We start from the raw sequence: 13,722 nt of genomic DNA on the forward strand, positions 1-13,722 counted from the left end.
CCGTCTCATCTAGTCGTGGCCAGAGCGGATACAAGCGCGTTCACTACGTAGTCCTGTTGCTCCCTGGTGATGTGGGGGTGCAGGGGCAGTGACAGCATCTGCTCCGCAGCCCTTTCCGTTTGCGGGAAGGAACCTCGAGCAAGGTTCATCCCGGTGTAGGCGCCGGTGAGATGCACAGGTATCGGATAATGAATGCCCGCGTGAACTCCTACCGCGTGGAGGTGCTTCAACACGCGGTCTCTGTTCGGGATACGGATGACATAGAGGTGCCAGACGTGAAAATTCCCTTCGTCCGCGGCGGGGAGGACGACGTCGGGCACGCCTGCCAGTGCCTGGGTGTAATAGGCCGCCGCATCTCTTCGTAGGGCGTTCCACCGGGCAAGCCGCCCCAGTTTTGCGTTGAGCACCACGGCTTGGATCGTGTCGAGGCGGGAGTTCATGCCAATGACGTCATGCTGATACTTTTGCCGGCTCCCATGGTTTGCCATCAGCCGCACCGTTTCCGCTACCGGCGCGTTGTTTGTGGTCACCGCGCCCGCATCCCCAGCTGCGCCGAGGTTCTTTCCCGGGTAGAAGCTGGTTCCCGACACTACGCCGACGGCACCCGCGCCTTGGCCATGGCGGAGTGCTCCTTGCGCCTGCGCCGCGTCCTCGACCAGCGCCGCGTCCCACCGCGCGGCAATAGGTGCCAATAATTCCATGGGAGCCATCTGCCCGAAGAGATGGACTGGGACGATCGCTTGAGTACGGGGTCCTGCTGCTGCCGCCACGTGTTCAGGGTCGACCAGCAAGTGCACGGGATCAACGTCAACCAGAACGGGAACTGCACCGATTCTAGATACTGCTTCAGCCGTGGCGATGAAGGTGTTGGCGGGAAGTATCACCTCACCTCCCGCGGTAACACCGGACGCTCGTAAGGCGAGTTCAAGCGCGTCGGTGCCGTTCGCTGCACCTATGCAGTAGGCGCTTCCCACCATCCGTGCGTAAGCCATCTCGAACTCGGCAACCGCCCGGCCTCCGATGAATGTAGCTTCGGCGAAGACCTCCTTGAGCCCGAGTTGCACTTCCGCGTCCACTTCCGCATGCTGTGCAGCCAAGTCAACGAACGGAATCGGTGTCCCGAAAATCTTCATAGCGGGATCCCCGCCCGGCTCCAGCGTTCCTTATGCACGGCGTTGCGAGCCTGCATCGTGCGCTGAAATCGGATGACCTCCACCGCGCTGCGTGTCAGCGACGGTAGCGCGGCACCGCGTGTCAGGTGCTGCTGGGACGTCTCGCCGTAGATTGACGCCAACAGGTAACCAGCACGGTCGAGGCTGTACCGGTCCTGCACCAGACGCCGACTGAAGGTACCCAAGTCCCGGCGCCGCCCCGGGGAGGCCAGCACATCGAGTAATGCCTCCTTCAGGTCCCGAGCGCCCCTGCCGCCGTCTCCAAACCAGCCCGAGTGGATGAACTGCGGTGCACAATCGGGCGTCAGCAGCTTCCAGTAACCGGCGGCACCCTGAATGATTAAGGGCTTGCCGAAGGCCAGTCCCTTGATGGCTGAGCTACCCATACCGATGACGATGTCGCCTGCCTCGTACACCTGGGAAGGATCCTTCTGAAAACCCAGCACCTGGATTACCATCCGGTGATGGCGGGCATTGACACGATTAGCGCGGCCTACTACCTGCTCATAACCTTCCCCGTCTCCCGCGATGAGCAACCGCAGGGAATGGTGCTGCGCTAACTGGTCTGTCATGGCGATGACTGCGAGTATCCCCTGAAGTTTTTCCAGCTCCGTGGTGAGCATGGACACAAGAGAAATGACGATCTCATCTGATTGCGCGCTCCATCGTCGGCGGGCAGCTGCTACGTCGGTGCTGCGGTTGTATTCCATATTCACTGGAGGCTCGAGCAAGTGAACGCTGCGCCGCCGCTTCTTCTCTCCCTCCGCCAGCGCCGCGGTGCCGACGGTGATGGGGAGATGCGTCGGCAGAAACTCTGGAACCTGCATTGCCATGACCGACATCAGTACCGGAGTATTCCTCCACAGGGCAGCACCGAAGGCTGCCTCCATGGAGGGCGCCCACTCGTAAGCGTGTACTAGATCGATGCTGTGCCGCTTGACGAGGTTGCCCATCCGGGCGATCGTATTGGGCCTGAGGCCTTCACCACGGAAAGTGGGGATCCAGGTGAGACCGGCTGCTTCGACGCGCTCGGCCAACACGCCGTCCGGTGCGTACACCAGGACGTCATGACCGTGCTGTCCTACCGCCGATGCCAGGTCGACGGCGTTGAGGTGGCTGCCTCCCATTGCTAGGTGCTGGGGGCAGACGAGGATTCTCATGATTGCTCTCCCGCCGGTTGCAGCCTTGAGTTTGGTGAAACCACACCCAGTGGCCGTGCTGGGACTCCTACCCAGGTTTGGCCTGCGGGTAGATCCGAGAGAAGTGCCGCTCCCATGCCTAGAAACGCATCCGGCCCGACTCGGACACCCTGTCGGACAGCGGAATTCATTCCGAGGTATGCACCGGAACCAATGCTGACATTGCCGCCGAGGCTGGTTCCAGCAGCCAGCGTCGCAAAATCCTCGATGACGTCGTCGTGAGTGAAGGTCACGTTCGGCATAGCGACCACATGGCGTCCTACCGTCACAGAGCAGGTCAGGACGACGCCGGCTAGGAGGATACTTCCCGGTCCGATGGCACAATCCGGGTTGACCCGGATGGATGGGTCTATAACGGTTGCGAAACGTGTCTCCTCGATGCCTTGGTCTAGGAGCTTGGACACCGCCTGCCTCCGCGCCTGTCCGGAGCCGATGCAGACCAGGAGCTGAGCTTCGGGGTAGCTGTGAGCATCTGCGAGGCTGCCAAGGACCGGCGTTTCCCCGATAAGGGTGTGCCGTAACTGGTCCGCGTCATCAAGGATGCCCATGACGCGGTGGGAGCCGGTCACTTCCACAAGGGCGAGTACTTCCCGAGCTAGTCCGCTCGCCCCCAGTAGCAACAGTGGAGTCATGACGGAAGCCGGACGGCGGAGTGGATGCAGTCAATTACCCGTGCTTGTTCCGATTCGGTCATCATGTGGAACAACGGGAGGATGAGCGTGTTGTCGGTTAGACGGTCGGTGACGGGCAGACTGGCCTTGCTATCGCGGAACGCTGGTTGGCGGTGCGCGGCCATGATGCCACGCCGGGCGGAAATGCCTACCCTGGCCAGGCGTTCCAGGAGTTCATCCCTGTTGAGCGGGAACCGGGGAAGAAGTTCGACCCAAAAGGACTGGTAGTTGCCCAATCCCCACTCGGGGTCCCGCACCGTGCGTAAACCCTCCAAGTCATCGAGCGCCTTAGTATAGGTAGCGGCAAGTTCCCGACGACGACGCAGGATGTCCGGAAGGCGGCTTAGCTGCACCAAACCGATCGCTGCCTGCACATCCGTCATCCTGTAGTTGTAGCCGATCTCGCTGTAATACTCCGCCGGCGCGAGTGTGCTGGCATGACGCTCTGCCGCTGAGATGGACATCGCGTGTTCACGTAACCGAGCTGCGCGGGTCGCCCACTCACGGCGCGAGGATGTGAGCATGCCACCTTCGCCTGTTGTGAGGATTTTGCGTGGATGAAATGACCACACGGTCAGTTCCGCTCCGGCACCTACAGGCCGCCCGCGGTATGTAGATCCGACTCCACATGCAGCATCTTCGATGACGGTGATGCCCCGCGGGTCGCATAGGGCGCGAATCGGATCGAGATCTACCGGGACGCCTCCCTGATCGACAACGATCACCGCGCGGGTCTTGTCGGTGAGGACTGCCGCGATGGAGGCGGCCGTGACGTTGCCGGTTTCCTGCTCGACGTCAGCAAAGACTGTTCGCGCTCCCACATAAACGGGGGCGTTCGCCGTTGCGATGAAGGAAAGTGACGGTACGACAACGTCATCGCCCTGACCGATCCCGGCCGTGGCCAAGGCTAGGTGCAGTGCTGTGGTGCAACTGGTTGTGGCAACGGCAGCGTCAGCCTGCATCGTCTCCATGAACGAGTTCTCGAATGCTGCAACCTTTGGTCCCTGTGCCAACCATCCGGACTGCAGGACCTCGGTAACGGCATCGACCTCCGCTTGCCCTAACCACGGCGTCATAACATTGATCCGGTTCATGGAGCGTTCACCAGGTTCCTGCCGGCGGCGATTTCCTCCCGCAGAGGACGCCACCAATCGACCAAAGCAGTCAGGCCCTCCGTCAGACCGACCTGAGCCGCGAAACCGAGATCCTGACGGGCCGCCGTGGTATCGGCGAGGCGACGCGTCACCCCATTAACAGCACGATCCGCCCCGTGCTCCACCGATAGGCTCGATCCCATAACCGAAAGCAGGCACTTGGCCAACTCCAACAGACTGGTCTCGTTGCCGCTGGCGATGTTGTAAACGCCGTCCGGGCGATCGTTGGCAGCAGCGAGGAGGTTTGCGCGGGCAATATCGGTGGTGAAAACAAAGTCCATGGTCTGGCTTCCGCTCCCAAAAATGAGGGGTGGAAGTCCGTCGTCAATCCGTTCCATCCACCGCACAAGGACTTCGGTGTACGCTCCATGAACATCCATCCGGGGCCCGTACACATTGAAGTACCGCAGGATGCTGTAATCGAGTCCGTACATAGCGCGGAAGCTTCGCAGCATTCCTTCATTAAAGGACTTTGCTGCTCCATAGAAGGTGTCATTGTTATGGTGATGATGACGCTCCCCGGTGGGAAACTCGTCGGCAAGACCGTATACGGAGGCGCTCGAGGCGGCTACCACCTTTTCGACGCCATGTGCAGCAGCGGCTTCGAGTACATTGAACGTTCCGTTGACAAGGACCTCATTGGCGAGGCGCGGGTCTTCGGCGCACTGGGTGATTCTGATCGCTGCCTGATGGAAGACCACATTCTTTCCCTCGGTCAGCGTATTGACCAGATCCTTGTCGCGGATGTCGCCTTCCACTAGGCGTGCACGATCCGAGGCAAGCGCTGCCGCGAGATTGCTCCGGCGTCCACGCACCAAATTGTCCAGGATATCCACCCGCTCGGCCCCAGCCGCCAGTAACTGGTCCACGATCGTTGAGCCGATCGTCCCGGCACCACCGGTTACCAGCGCCCGAGCATCCTCGATACGCGTCATAGCCGTCCCTTCAACAAGTGACTTGATGATTCCGGCCGCTCCATCCGGCCGAAGTTCCGAAGGCTGCGGCTAGCTGCTTCCAGCACTGAGAGGACCCGCAATCCCGCGCTGCCGTCCGTCAACGCCCTCCGTCGACCTCGTATTGCTGCGGCAAACTCTGTAACCATGTCAGCAAGCGCCTCCCGTTCAGGAAGCGCGGGAGACCAGGTATCGCCCAACCGGTACGACACTTGTGCTGCTGTACGCTGCGCGTCACCCGCCACGACAGCCCCCTCGTTCAGCCGGACTCCACGATCGTAAATACTCAACCGCTGCTGCGGGTTCAAGTCGTCCCATACCAGCGTCTTTTCCGACCCTCCAACCACCACCTGCCTGGTTTTCGTCGGACTGAGCCAATTCACTTGAACATGAGCCATCACCCCATTGGGTAGCGGCATCATCAAGTGGCCGATGCAGGATTTGCCGGTTCCCAGCGGGTCAGCACCATGGGCAGACACCCTGACGGGATGGAGGCCGTCAGGCAGGATGAAGTCCAGAATTGATAGATCATGGGGAGCAAGATCCCAGAAGACATCGACGTCCGGCTGGACCAGACCCAGATTTATTCGGGTGCAATCGATGAAAAGAAGGTCGCCGAGGTGACCACCAATCACTAATTCGCGGATTTTGGCAACGGCGGGCGTGTAGCAGTAGGTGTGATCGGTCATTAGTACCAGCGAAGACAACGCGGCTTCATCCACCATCTGGCTCGCTTTGTCGAGGCTGTCCGCAAGTGGCTTCTCGACAAGGACGTGTTTGCCCATGCGGAGGGCCTCCATCGCGATCCCATGATGGGTTTGTGCTGGAGTGGCGACGGCTATTGCTTCAATGTCACTCGCGAGTAGTGCGGGCAAGGACGTGATCGCCGCAACATTTCCCAGCGGTTCCGCGACGCGTTGCGCTCGTGCTAAATCCAGGTCACAGATAGCCGTCAATTGAAAGTCCGAACATGACTTGAAATTGCGGGCGAGGTTAGGGCCCCAATAACCTGCACCTACCACAGCGACCCTGATGGGCGCCGGGGCCGCGCTCATCAGATGGGCCCTGACGCCAACGGAGCAACAGAGAGCCCCCCGGTCCGCCGGTATGGTCGGTCCTGATCCAGCACCGGCCCTGGTTTGCACATGCGCATGCCGACTCCTACCGTAGTGGCTCATCCAGTGCTTGCGGGGTCAGCCTAGAAACACGGGTGTCCGAAGGCACAAGTAGCGGGTACGGGCGAATCAGCTGATTTACCTGCTGCAGGGCCTCTACTGAACGGGGCGGCCCCGTCGTGAACGTGGCGCGGATCTCCCATAGGGCGTAGTGTTCCGGGTCATCGACAATCCTCACAACGACATTGCGCATGAAGCGTCCGAGGACATCGAAGCTACAGCGTCAATCGGTGAGGAATTGGATCTGGTGAAACACATCTCGGACACCGCTGACGTCTCACCCAGTGCTCGCATCGGAGCCGGATCCAGGATCTGGCATCTCGCCCAGGTGCGGGAGAACGTCTCGATGGGTAGGAACTGCATTATCGGGCGGGGCGCATATGTAGGTCCGGGTGTCCGGATCGGCGATAACTCGAAAATCCAGAATTATGCCCTCGTATACGAGCCCGCGGTGCTGGGGGAGGGCGTCTTCATTGGCCCAGGTGTGATCCTGACAAACGATACGTATCCCCGCTCGATCACGCCCGGCGGCCGCCTGAAGAGCGCTGAGGATTGGGTACAAGTCGGCGTCGTCATCGGAAAAGGGGCGGCTCTCGGAGCGCGTTCAGTGTGCATCGCGCCGGTCACCATCGGCGAGTGGTCGAGCATCGCCGCCGGGGCGGTGGTAACGAAGGACGTTCCCCCCTACGCGCTCATGGTTGGCGTCCCTGCTCGGCAAGTCGGATGGGTTGGTAGGGCTGGAGTTCCGCTCAACGCAACAAGCGCGGTGGATTGGGTATGCCCTCAGACCGGAGAGCGTTATGAGCAAACAGGCGCGGCATTAGCTCTGCTTGGGAATGAGGACTGAAGGGTCGAACGCGCTGATCACGGATTTACCGAAAGAGTTGGTGTCGTAGGAGGCGGCTCTGTGCGTCCGTGGGCGTCATCTAACACAGGAGTTCTGCCAGGACCGCAACCTGCCGTATCACGAACGGGGAAAGCTTGTAGTTGCTGTTACGGCGGAGGAACTGCCTGCGCTTGCAGACATCGAACTCCGGTCGCGCCAAAATCAGGCGCCTGGTCTGCGCCGGCTACGTAGGAAGCCCTGGACGCAGGAAGGCTCCCGCCAAGGTGGCGGGAGCCTTCCTGCGGCCGCAGCTGCAAGGAGCCGCGAAGCGCTACAAAGGACTGCGCGGGGTTAGGAGGCGGCCGAAACCGTTTCCTTCGCGGCGTGGAACGTGCGACCCAGCACCCGCTCGGACGCGCCGACACGGTCCAGGTACGGTGTGATGCCGCCCAGGTGCATCGGCCAGCCGGCACCCAGGATCATGCACAGGTCGATGTCCTCGGGACCGGACACCACGCCTTCGTCCAGCATGCGGCCAATCTCATCCGCCAGGGCATCCTGCGTGCGCCGCAGGACTTCCTCGGAGGTGGACGGCGTGTTGCCGAAGTCCAGCATCGCCAGCGTTTCGGTCGGGATGTATGGCTTCCCGTCCTCGTCCTTCTGCCAGAGCGACTTGATGCCGGCGTCGATGATCTTCTGGGAGTTCTTCGACAGCCAGAACCGCTCGCCGAACGCTGCGTGCAGGGATTCCTGCACGTGCTGTCCCACCGGCAGGCCCACCAAAGCCAGCAGGGTGAACGGCGACATCGGCAGGCCCATAGGGCGCAGCGCATTGTCGGCGGTCGCGGCGTCGGTGCCTTCGTCGAAGACGGCGGTGATCTCGCCGAACATGCGGCCCAGGATCCGGTTGACCACAAACGCGGCGTCATCCTTGACCAGCACGGCGGTCTTCTTCAGCGCCTTGGCCAGGACGAACGCGGTAGCCAGCACGGCGTCGTCGGTCTTGGGGGCACGCACAATTTCCAGCAGCGGCATGACGGCCACCGGGTTGAAGAAGTGGAAGCCCACCACGCGCTCGGGGTGCTGCAGGTCAGCGGCCATCTCCGTCACGGACAGTGACGAAGTGTTGGTGGCCAGGATGCACTCGGGGGAGACCACGGCCTCCACCTCGGCGAACACCTGCTTCTTGACCGAGAGTTCCTCGAACACGGCCTCGATCACGAAGTCGGCATCCGAGAAGGCTTCCTTGGACACCGAGCCCGAGACCAGTGCCTTGGTGCGGTTGGCGGCATCGGGGGAGATGCGCTTCTTGGCGAGCAGCTTGTCCACCTCGGCGTGCACGTAGCCCACGCCCTTGTCCACGCGCGCCTGGTCGATGTCCGTCATGACAACGGGCACCTTCAGCTGGCGGGCGAACAGCAGCGCGAGCTGGCTGGCCATCAGGCCGGCACCCACCACGCCTACCTTGGACACCGGGCGGGCCAGCTTCTTGTCCGGTGCGCCGGCGGGACGCTTGCCGCGCTTCTGGACCAGGTCCAGGAACGCGTAGACGGTGGAGTGGAACTGCGGGGTCTGCATCAGTTCAGCCAGGGCTTCGCACTCGGCGTCGCGGGACTGCTCGGCGGTCCAGTTCTTGCCGGCCTCCAGCAGGTCCAGCACCTTGGCGGGTGCGGGAGCGGCGTTGGAGGTGCGGGCTTCCACCACGGCACGGCCGTGCGCGACGGCGGCGTCCCAGGCTTCGGGGGTGGCGGAGGGATCCGCGGCGTTCGGCCGGGAGACGGCAACTTCACCGGTAATGACGCGGGCGGCCCAGACGAGGGACTGCTCCACGAAGTCTGCCGGTTCAAACATCGCATCGGCGATGCCCAGCTTGAACGCTGCCGGACCGGAGAGGGTCCGGTTGTTGCTCAGCGGGTTTTCGATCATGACCTTGACGGCGTTCTCGGGTCCGATCAGGCGCGGCAGGATGTAGACGCCGCCCCAGCCCGGTACCAGACCGATGAAGGCCTCAGGCAGGGCGAGTGCCCCGGCACCGGTGGAGACGGTGCGGTACTGGGACTGCAGGGCAATTTCCAGCCCGCCGCCCAGCGCCACGCCGTTGATGAACGCGAAGCTGGGCACGCCCAGGGTGTGCAGCTTGCCGTAGACCTCGTGGCCCAGGCGGGCCATGGCCAGTCCGTCCTCGTAGGAGGCCAGCTTCTGCGTGGCGGACAGATCGGCGCCGGCCACCAGGTAGTGCGGCTTGCCGGTGACGCCGACGCCGACAATTTCGCCCGCCTCGGCGCGTGCCTTCAGGGAATCCAGCACCTCGCCCAGTTCCAGCAGGGTGTTGGGGCCCAGCGTAGTGGGGCGGGTGTGGTCGACGTCGTTGTCCAGGGTGATCAGCGCAAAGGTGCCGGCGCCGCCGGGCAGCGCGATGTCTGAAACGTAGGAGTGGGTGACAACCTCGGTGGGGAAGAGGCCCGCGAGGCGCTGGTAATCAGGAGCAGACATTACTTCGTGGCCTCCGTGGACTCGGTGTCGGTGTTGTAGTCGGGGTGGTTCGGGTTTTCCCAGATGATGGTGGCGCCCATGCCCAGGCCGATGCACATGGTGGTCATGCCGTAGCGCACGGTGGGATCTTCTTCGAACTGGCGGGCGAGCTGGTTCATCAGACGTACGCCGGAGGAGGCCAGCGGGTGCCCGACGGCGATGGCGCCGCCGTAGCGGTTGACCCGGGGGTCGTCGTCGGTGATGCCGTAGAAGTCCAGGAAGGAGAGCACCTGGACGGCGAAGGCCTCGTTGATCTCGAACAGTCCGATGTCCTCGATGGACAGGCCGGTCTGCTTCAGCACCTTCTCGGTGGCCGGCACGGGGCCGTAACCCATGACCTCCGGTTCGACGCCGGCAAAGGCGTAGCCGACCAGGCGCATCTTGACAGGCAGGCCCAGTTCCTCGGCGGCATCGGCGGAAGCGAGCAGCGCGGTGGTGGCGCCGTCGTTCAGGCCCGAGGCGTTGCCGGCGGTGACGCGGCCGTGGGCGCGGAAGGGCGTGCGCAACTCGGCGAGGTCCTCGACCGTGGTGCCGGGACGGGGTCCTTCATCCACGGAGTTCAGCGTCCAGCCCGTGCCGGCCTTCTTGGAGGCAACCGGGACCAGATCCGGCTGGATCAGGTTGTTGGCGTATGCCTTGGCGAGCTTCTCCTGGCTGGCGGCGGCGTACGCGTCGGTGCGTTCCTTGGTGATGTCCGGGAAGCGGTCGTGCAGGTTCTCGGCGGTGTTGCCCATGTTCAGGGCGGCCGGGTCCACGATCCGTTCGGTGACGAAGCGGGGGTTGGGATCGGCGTCCTTGCCCATCGGGTGGTTGCCCATGTGCTCCACGCCGCCGGCAATGACGACGTCGTACGCGCCGAAGCCGATGCCTGAAGCCGTGGTGGTCACAGCCGTCATGGCACCGGCACACATGCGGTCAATGGCGAACCCGGGGACGGACTGCGGCAGCCCCGCCAGCAGCGCGGCGGTGCGGCCGATGGTCAGGCCCTGGTCACCGGTCTGCGTGGTGGCGGCGATAGCCACCTCATCAATGCGTTCCGGAGGAAGCGAGGGGTTGCGCCGCATCAGTTCGCGGATGCACTTGACCACCAGGTCGTCAGCGCGCATTCCCGCGTACATGCCTTTTTCGCCGGCTTTTCCGAACGGGGTGCGTACTCCGTCAACGAAAACTACGTCCCTGATCTGCCGTGCTCGGCTTTGTGGGCTCACGTGCAACTCCTCTTTGAGATATGAAACGGAACACTGTCCGGTGACCGATGTTACTCGTCGGTAACATAGGCTGCAAGCGCCGTGCCCCCGACACTACCGACATACCGCCGGCAGGCGTAACGGATGTCATTGCCGCACCGAAATGTCCTCATCTGTAAGCGAACGGTTGCCGGCTCAGCATTCGTCCAGACTTTTCACGTATTATCGTCTGACTATGGATGACCCTCCCTCACATAAACCCTTGCCCCTCCACGCTCTGACCGGATTTCCGGCCACATCCAGAGAGGGGCGCCCCAATGTATGAACTGATCATGCTCGCGGTCGGCCTCGTTCTTACGGTCGGCACCGGGTTGTTCGTTGCCTCGGAATTTTCGCTGGTCAATCTTGACCGCAATGACCTGGAGGCACGGCAGGCACAGGGCGAAAAACGCCTCGGCCCCACCATCAACGCCCTCAAGATCACGTCGACGCACCTCTCGAGTGCGCAGCTGGGCATCACGCTCACCACGCTGTTGACGGGCTACACCTTTGAACCGGCCATCAGCTCACTGCTGCGCGAGCCGATGCTGGCCGTCGGAATTCCGGAAGCAGTCGTCGGCGGAGCAGGTGCCGTTATCGGCATCTTCCTGGCCACGGTGTTCTCGATGATCATCGGCGAACTCGTTCCCAAGAACTTCGCCCTGGCCCTTCCGCTGGCGACCGCCAAGGTGGTTATTCCGTTCCAGACCCTGTTCACCACGGTGTTCAAGCCCGTCATTCTGCTGTTCAACAACACCGCCAACGCGATCATCCGGTCCTTCGGCATCGAACCCAAGGAAGAGCTATCCGGTGCCCGCAGCGCCGAAGAACTGAGCTCCCTGGTCCGCCGCTCCGCGCTGGAAGGCGTCCTGGACCTGGACCATGCACAGCTGCTCAGCCGCACCCTGCGGTTCTCGGACCACACGGCGGCCGACGTCATGACTCCCCGCGTCCGGATGCGCTCGGTTGCAGCAACCGACACAGCCGAACAGGTCATCGAGGCTGCCGTTTCCACCGGTTACTCCCGGTTCCCGGTGATCGGCCGCGACTCCGATGACATCCTGGGCGTGCTGCACGTCAAGCAGGCCTTCGCCGTCGCGCTTCCCGAACGCAGCGGCATCACCGCCGGAGACCTCATGGTTGAAGCCCTCCGGGTGCCCGAATCCATGGGCGTGGACTCCCTCCTCGGGCTGCTGCGCCAGCAGGGCCTGCAGGTGGCGGTGGTCTCCGACGAGCACGGCGGGACCGCCGGCATCGTGACCCTGGAAGACCTCGTCGAGGAAATCGTCGGCGAACTGGAAGACGAGCATGACCGCGCCCGCGTCGGCGTCGTCCGCTCCGGCCGCTCGCTCACCTTCGACGCGTCGCTGCGCCCGGACGAGCTGCGGGACCGCACCGGCGTCGTCGTGCCCGATGGCGAGGAATACGACACGCTCGCCGGCTTTGTCACCGACCGTCTGGACCGGATTCCGGAACTCGGCGACGAGGTAGCCCTCAAGAACGGTGTCCTCCGCGTGGAACGCGTGGTGGGAACCCATGTGGAGCGCCTGCGCTTCACCCCGACGGAGGGATCGCTGCCGAGCACCCACGACCAGATCATTGATGAGCTTACGAAGGACCTGGCATGAGCGAATATCTTCCCGGAATCATCTGGCTGTTTGTTCTTCTGGTCGTCAACGCCTTCTTTGTCGGAGCGGAGTTTGCGGTCATCTCCGCCCGGCGCTCCCAAATCGAACCCAAGGCGGAAGCCGGGTCGAAGGCCGCCAAGACTACTCTCTGGGCGATGGAACATGCCACGCTGATGCTCGCCACGAGCCAGCTCGGCATTACCGTCTGTTCGCTGGTGATCCTGAACGTCTCGGAACCAGCGATTCACCACCTGCTGGAAATCCCGCTGGGCCTGACCTCGCTGTCCGGTGAGGCCATCGGCATTATTGCGTTTGTGGTGGCCCTGCTGCTGGTGACGTTCCTGCACGTGGTCATTGGCGAGATGGTCCCCAAGAACATCTCCTTCTCCGTGCCCACCCGCGCCGCACTCATTCTGGCTCCTCCGCTGGTGATGGTGGCCCGGATCTTCAAGCCGGTGATCTGGTCGCTGAACGGGATTGCGAACGGAATTCTGCGCCTGTTCAAGGTGGAGCCCAAGGACGAGGCCACCAGCGCCTACACCATGGACGAGGTGGCCAACATCGTGGAGCAGTCCACCCGCGAAGGAATGCTGGACGATGCCAGCGGCACTCTCAGTGCCGCCTTCGAATTCACCAACAAGACCGTTGCCGATGTTGAGGTGCCCATCGACCGGATGGTACTCCTGCCGGAAACCGCCACGCCCGCCGACATCCAGGAGGCGGTGAGCCGCCACGGCTACTCCCGCTACATCCTCACGGACGACGACGGTGACCCCAGCGGCTACCTGCACCTCAAGGACGTCATGGACCTGACCAAACCGGAGAAGTTCGCCGCTCCGGTGCCCGCCAAGCGCATCCGCCGGCTGGCGTCGGCCTTTGTCGGCAGTGAGCTTGAAGACGCCCTGGCCACCATGCGCCGCAGCGGCGCCCACGTGGCACGGGTTTTCGACGCCGAAGGCAACACCACCGGCGTGTTGTTCCTGGAGGACATCATCGAAGAACTGGTGGGTGAAGTGCAGGACGCCACCACCGTGTAGCGTCCGGCATCCCAGCCAACAGGTTCCTGACACCGACACCGACATGGATCCGATGCCGCCGGCCGCCCTCCCGGGCAGCCGGCGGCATCGGTGTTTAACGCACCGCAGCCGCAAGCGAACGCACCTGTGGGAAGTCCCGGTCCGGTGCG

Annotated in this window: 11 protein-coding genes; 3 read left to right on the forward strand and 8 right to left on the reverse strand. The window is 62.9% G+C overall.

The window, feature by feature from the left end; all coding sequences use genetic code 11:
• Positions 1–5: 5 nt before the first annotated feature.
• The 6 genes from KG104_RS07460 to KG104_RS07485 are packed head-to-tail and all read right to left on the reverse strand — an operon-like array spanning position 6 to position 6,204.
• Complete coding sequence (locus KG104_RS07460) at positions 6–1,133, reverse strand: DegT/DnrJ/EryC1/StrS family aminotransferase (RefSeq protein ID WP_207346605.1); 1,128 nt, start codon at positions 1,131–1,133, stop codon at positions 6–8.
• Positions 1,130–2,332, reverse strand: coding sequence for a glycosyltransferase (locus KG104_RS07465; RefSeq protein ID WP_207346606.1), 1,203 nt, complete (start codon positions 2,330–2,332; stop codon positions 1,130–1,132). Before KG104_RS07465 ends, KG104_RS07460 begins: the two co-directional genes overlap by 4 nt.
• Positions 2,329–3,003 (reverse strand): NeuD/PglB/VioB family sugar acetyltransferase, encoded by a 675-nt coding sequence (locus KG104_RS07470; RefSeq protein ID WP_207346607.1) that lies wholly within the window; start codon positions 3,001–3,003, stop codon positions 2,329–2,331. The genes KG104_RS07465 and KG104_RS07470 overlap by 4 nt, the downstream gene beginning before the upstream one ends.
• Positions 3,000–4,136 (reverse strand): DegT/DnrJ/EryC1/StrS family aminotransferase, encoded by a 1,137-nt coding sequence (locus KG104_RS07475; RefSeq protein WP_104054589.1) that lies wholly within the window; start codon positions 4,134–4,136, stop codon positions 3,000–3,002. The genes KG104_RS07470 and KG104_RS07475 overlap by 4 nt, the downstream gene beginning before the upstream one ends.
• Entirely contained in the window at positions 4,133–5,131 is a 999-nt protein-coding gene (locus KG104_RS07480) for an NAD-dependent epimerase/dehydratase family protein (RefSeq protein ID WP_207346608.1), read from the reverse strand. The genes KG104_RS07475 and KG104_RS07480 overlap by 4 nt, the downstream gene beginning before the upstream one ends.
• A complete protein-coding gene (locus KG104_RS07485; RefSeq protein WP_207346609.1) occupies positions 5,128–6,204 on the reverse strand; it encodes a Gfo/Idh/MocA family protein in 1,077 nt (358 codons plus the stop codon). Before KG104_RS07485 ends, KG104_RS07480 begins: the two co-directional genes overlap by 4 nt.
• 367 nt (positions 6,205–6,571) lie before the next feature.
• Between KG104_RS07485 and KG104_RS07490 the strand changes: the two genes are divergently transcribed.
• A complete protein-coding gene (locus tag KG104_RS07490) occupies positions 6,572–7,171 on the forward strand; it encodes an acyltransferase (RefSeq protein ID WP_104054871.1) in 600 nt (199 codons plus the stop codon).
• A gap of 330 nt (positions 7,172–7,501) precedes the next feature.
• Here the strand turns inward: KG104_RS07490 and KG104_RS07495 are convergent, their stop codons facing one another.
• On the reverse strand, positions 7,502–9,643 hold the full coding sequence (locus KG104_RS07495; RefSeq protein WP_207346610.1) for a 3-hydroxyacyl-CoA dehydrogenase NAD-binding domain-containing protein: 2,142 nt from the start codon (positions 9,641–9,643) through the stop codon (positions 7,502–7,504).
• Positions 9,643–10,890 (reverse strand): thiolase family protein, encoded by a 1,248-nt coding sequence (locus KG104_RS07500; protein WP_207346611.1) that lies wholly within the window; start codon positions 10,888–10,890, stop codon positions 9,643–9,645. Before KG104_RS07500 ends, KG104_RS07495 begins: the two co-directional genes overlap by 1 nt.
• A 296-nt stretch (positions 10,891–11,186) precedes the next feature.
• Between KG104_RS07500 and KG104_RS07505 the strand changes: the two genes are divergently transcribed.
• Positions 11,187–12,536, forward strand: coding sequence for a hemolysin family protein (locus KG104_RS07505; protein WP_207346612.1), 1,350 nt, complete (start codon positions 11,187–11,189; stop codon positions 12,534–12,536).
• Positions 12,533–13,573 (forward strand): hemolysin family protein, encoded by a 1,041-nt coding sequence (locus KG104_RS07510; RefSeq protein WP_207346613.1) that lies wholly within the window; start codon positions 12,533–12,535, stop codon positions 13,571–13,573. Before KG104_RS07505 ends, KG104_RS07510 begins: the two co-directional genes overlap by 4 nt.
• The last annotated feature ends 149 nt before the right edge of the window (positions 13,574–13,722 follow it).

The organism is Arthrobacter sunyaminii, assembly GCF_018866305.1.
GTDB lineage: Bacteria > Actinomycetota > Actinomycetes > Actinomycetales > Micrococcaceae > Arthrobacter_B > Arthrobacter_B sunyaminii.

Excerpts from the sequence above, each read along its gene's own strand:
- KG104_RS07460 (WP_207346605.1), bottom strand. The coding sequence starts at position 1,133 with ATGAAGATTTTCGGGACACCGATTCCGTTCGTTGACTTGGCTGCACAG.
- KG104_RS07465 (WP_207346606.1), bottom strand. The coding sequence starts at position 2,332 with ATGAGAATCCTCGTCTGCCCCCAGCACCTAGCAATGGGAGGCAGCCAC.
- KG104_RS07470 (WP_207346607.1), bottom strand. The coding sequence starts at position 3,003 with ATGACTCCACTGTTGCTACTGGGGGCGAGCGGACTAGCTCGGGAAGTA.
- KG104_RS07475 (WP_104054589.1), bottom strand. The coding sequence starts at position 4,136 with ATGAACCGGATCAATGTTATGACGCCGTGGTTAGGGCAAGCGGAGGTC.
- KG104_RS07480 (WP_207346608.1), bottom strand. The coding sequence starts at position 5,131 with ATGACGCGTATCGAGGATGCTCGGGCGCTGGTAACCGGTGGTGCCGGG.
- KG104_RS07485 (WP_207346609.1), bottom strand. The coding sequence starts at position 6,204 with ATGAGCGCGGCCCCGGCGCCCATCAGGGTCGCTGTGGTAGGTGCAGGT.
- KG104_RS07495 (WP_207346610.1), bottom strand. The coding sequence starts at position 9,643 with ATGTCTGCTCCTGATTACCAGCGCCTCGCGGGCCTCTTCCCCACCGAG.
- KG104_RS07505 (WP_207346612.1), top strand. The coding sequence starts at position 11,187 with ATGTATGAACTGATCATGCTCGCGGTCGGCCTCGTTCTTACGGTCGGC.
- KG104_RS07510 (WP_207346613.1), top strand. The coding sequence starts at position 12,533 with ATGAGCGAATATCTTCCCGGAATCATCTGGCTGTTTGTTCTTCTGGTC.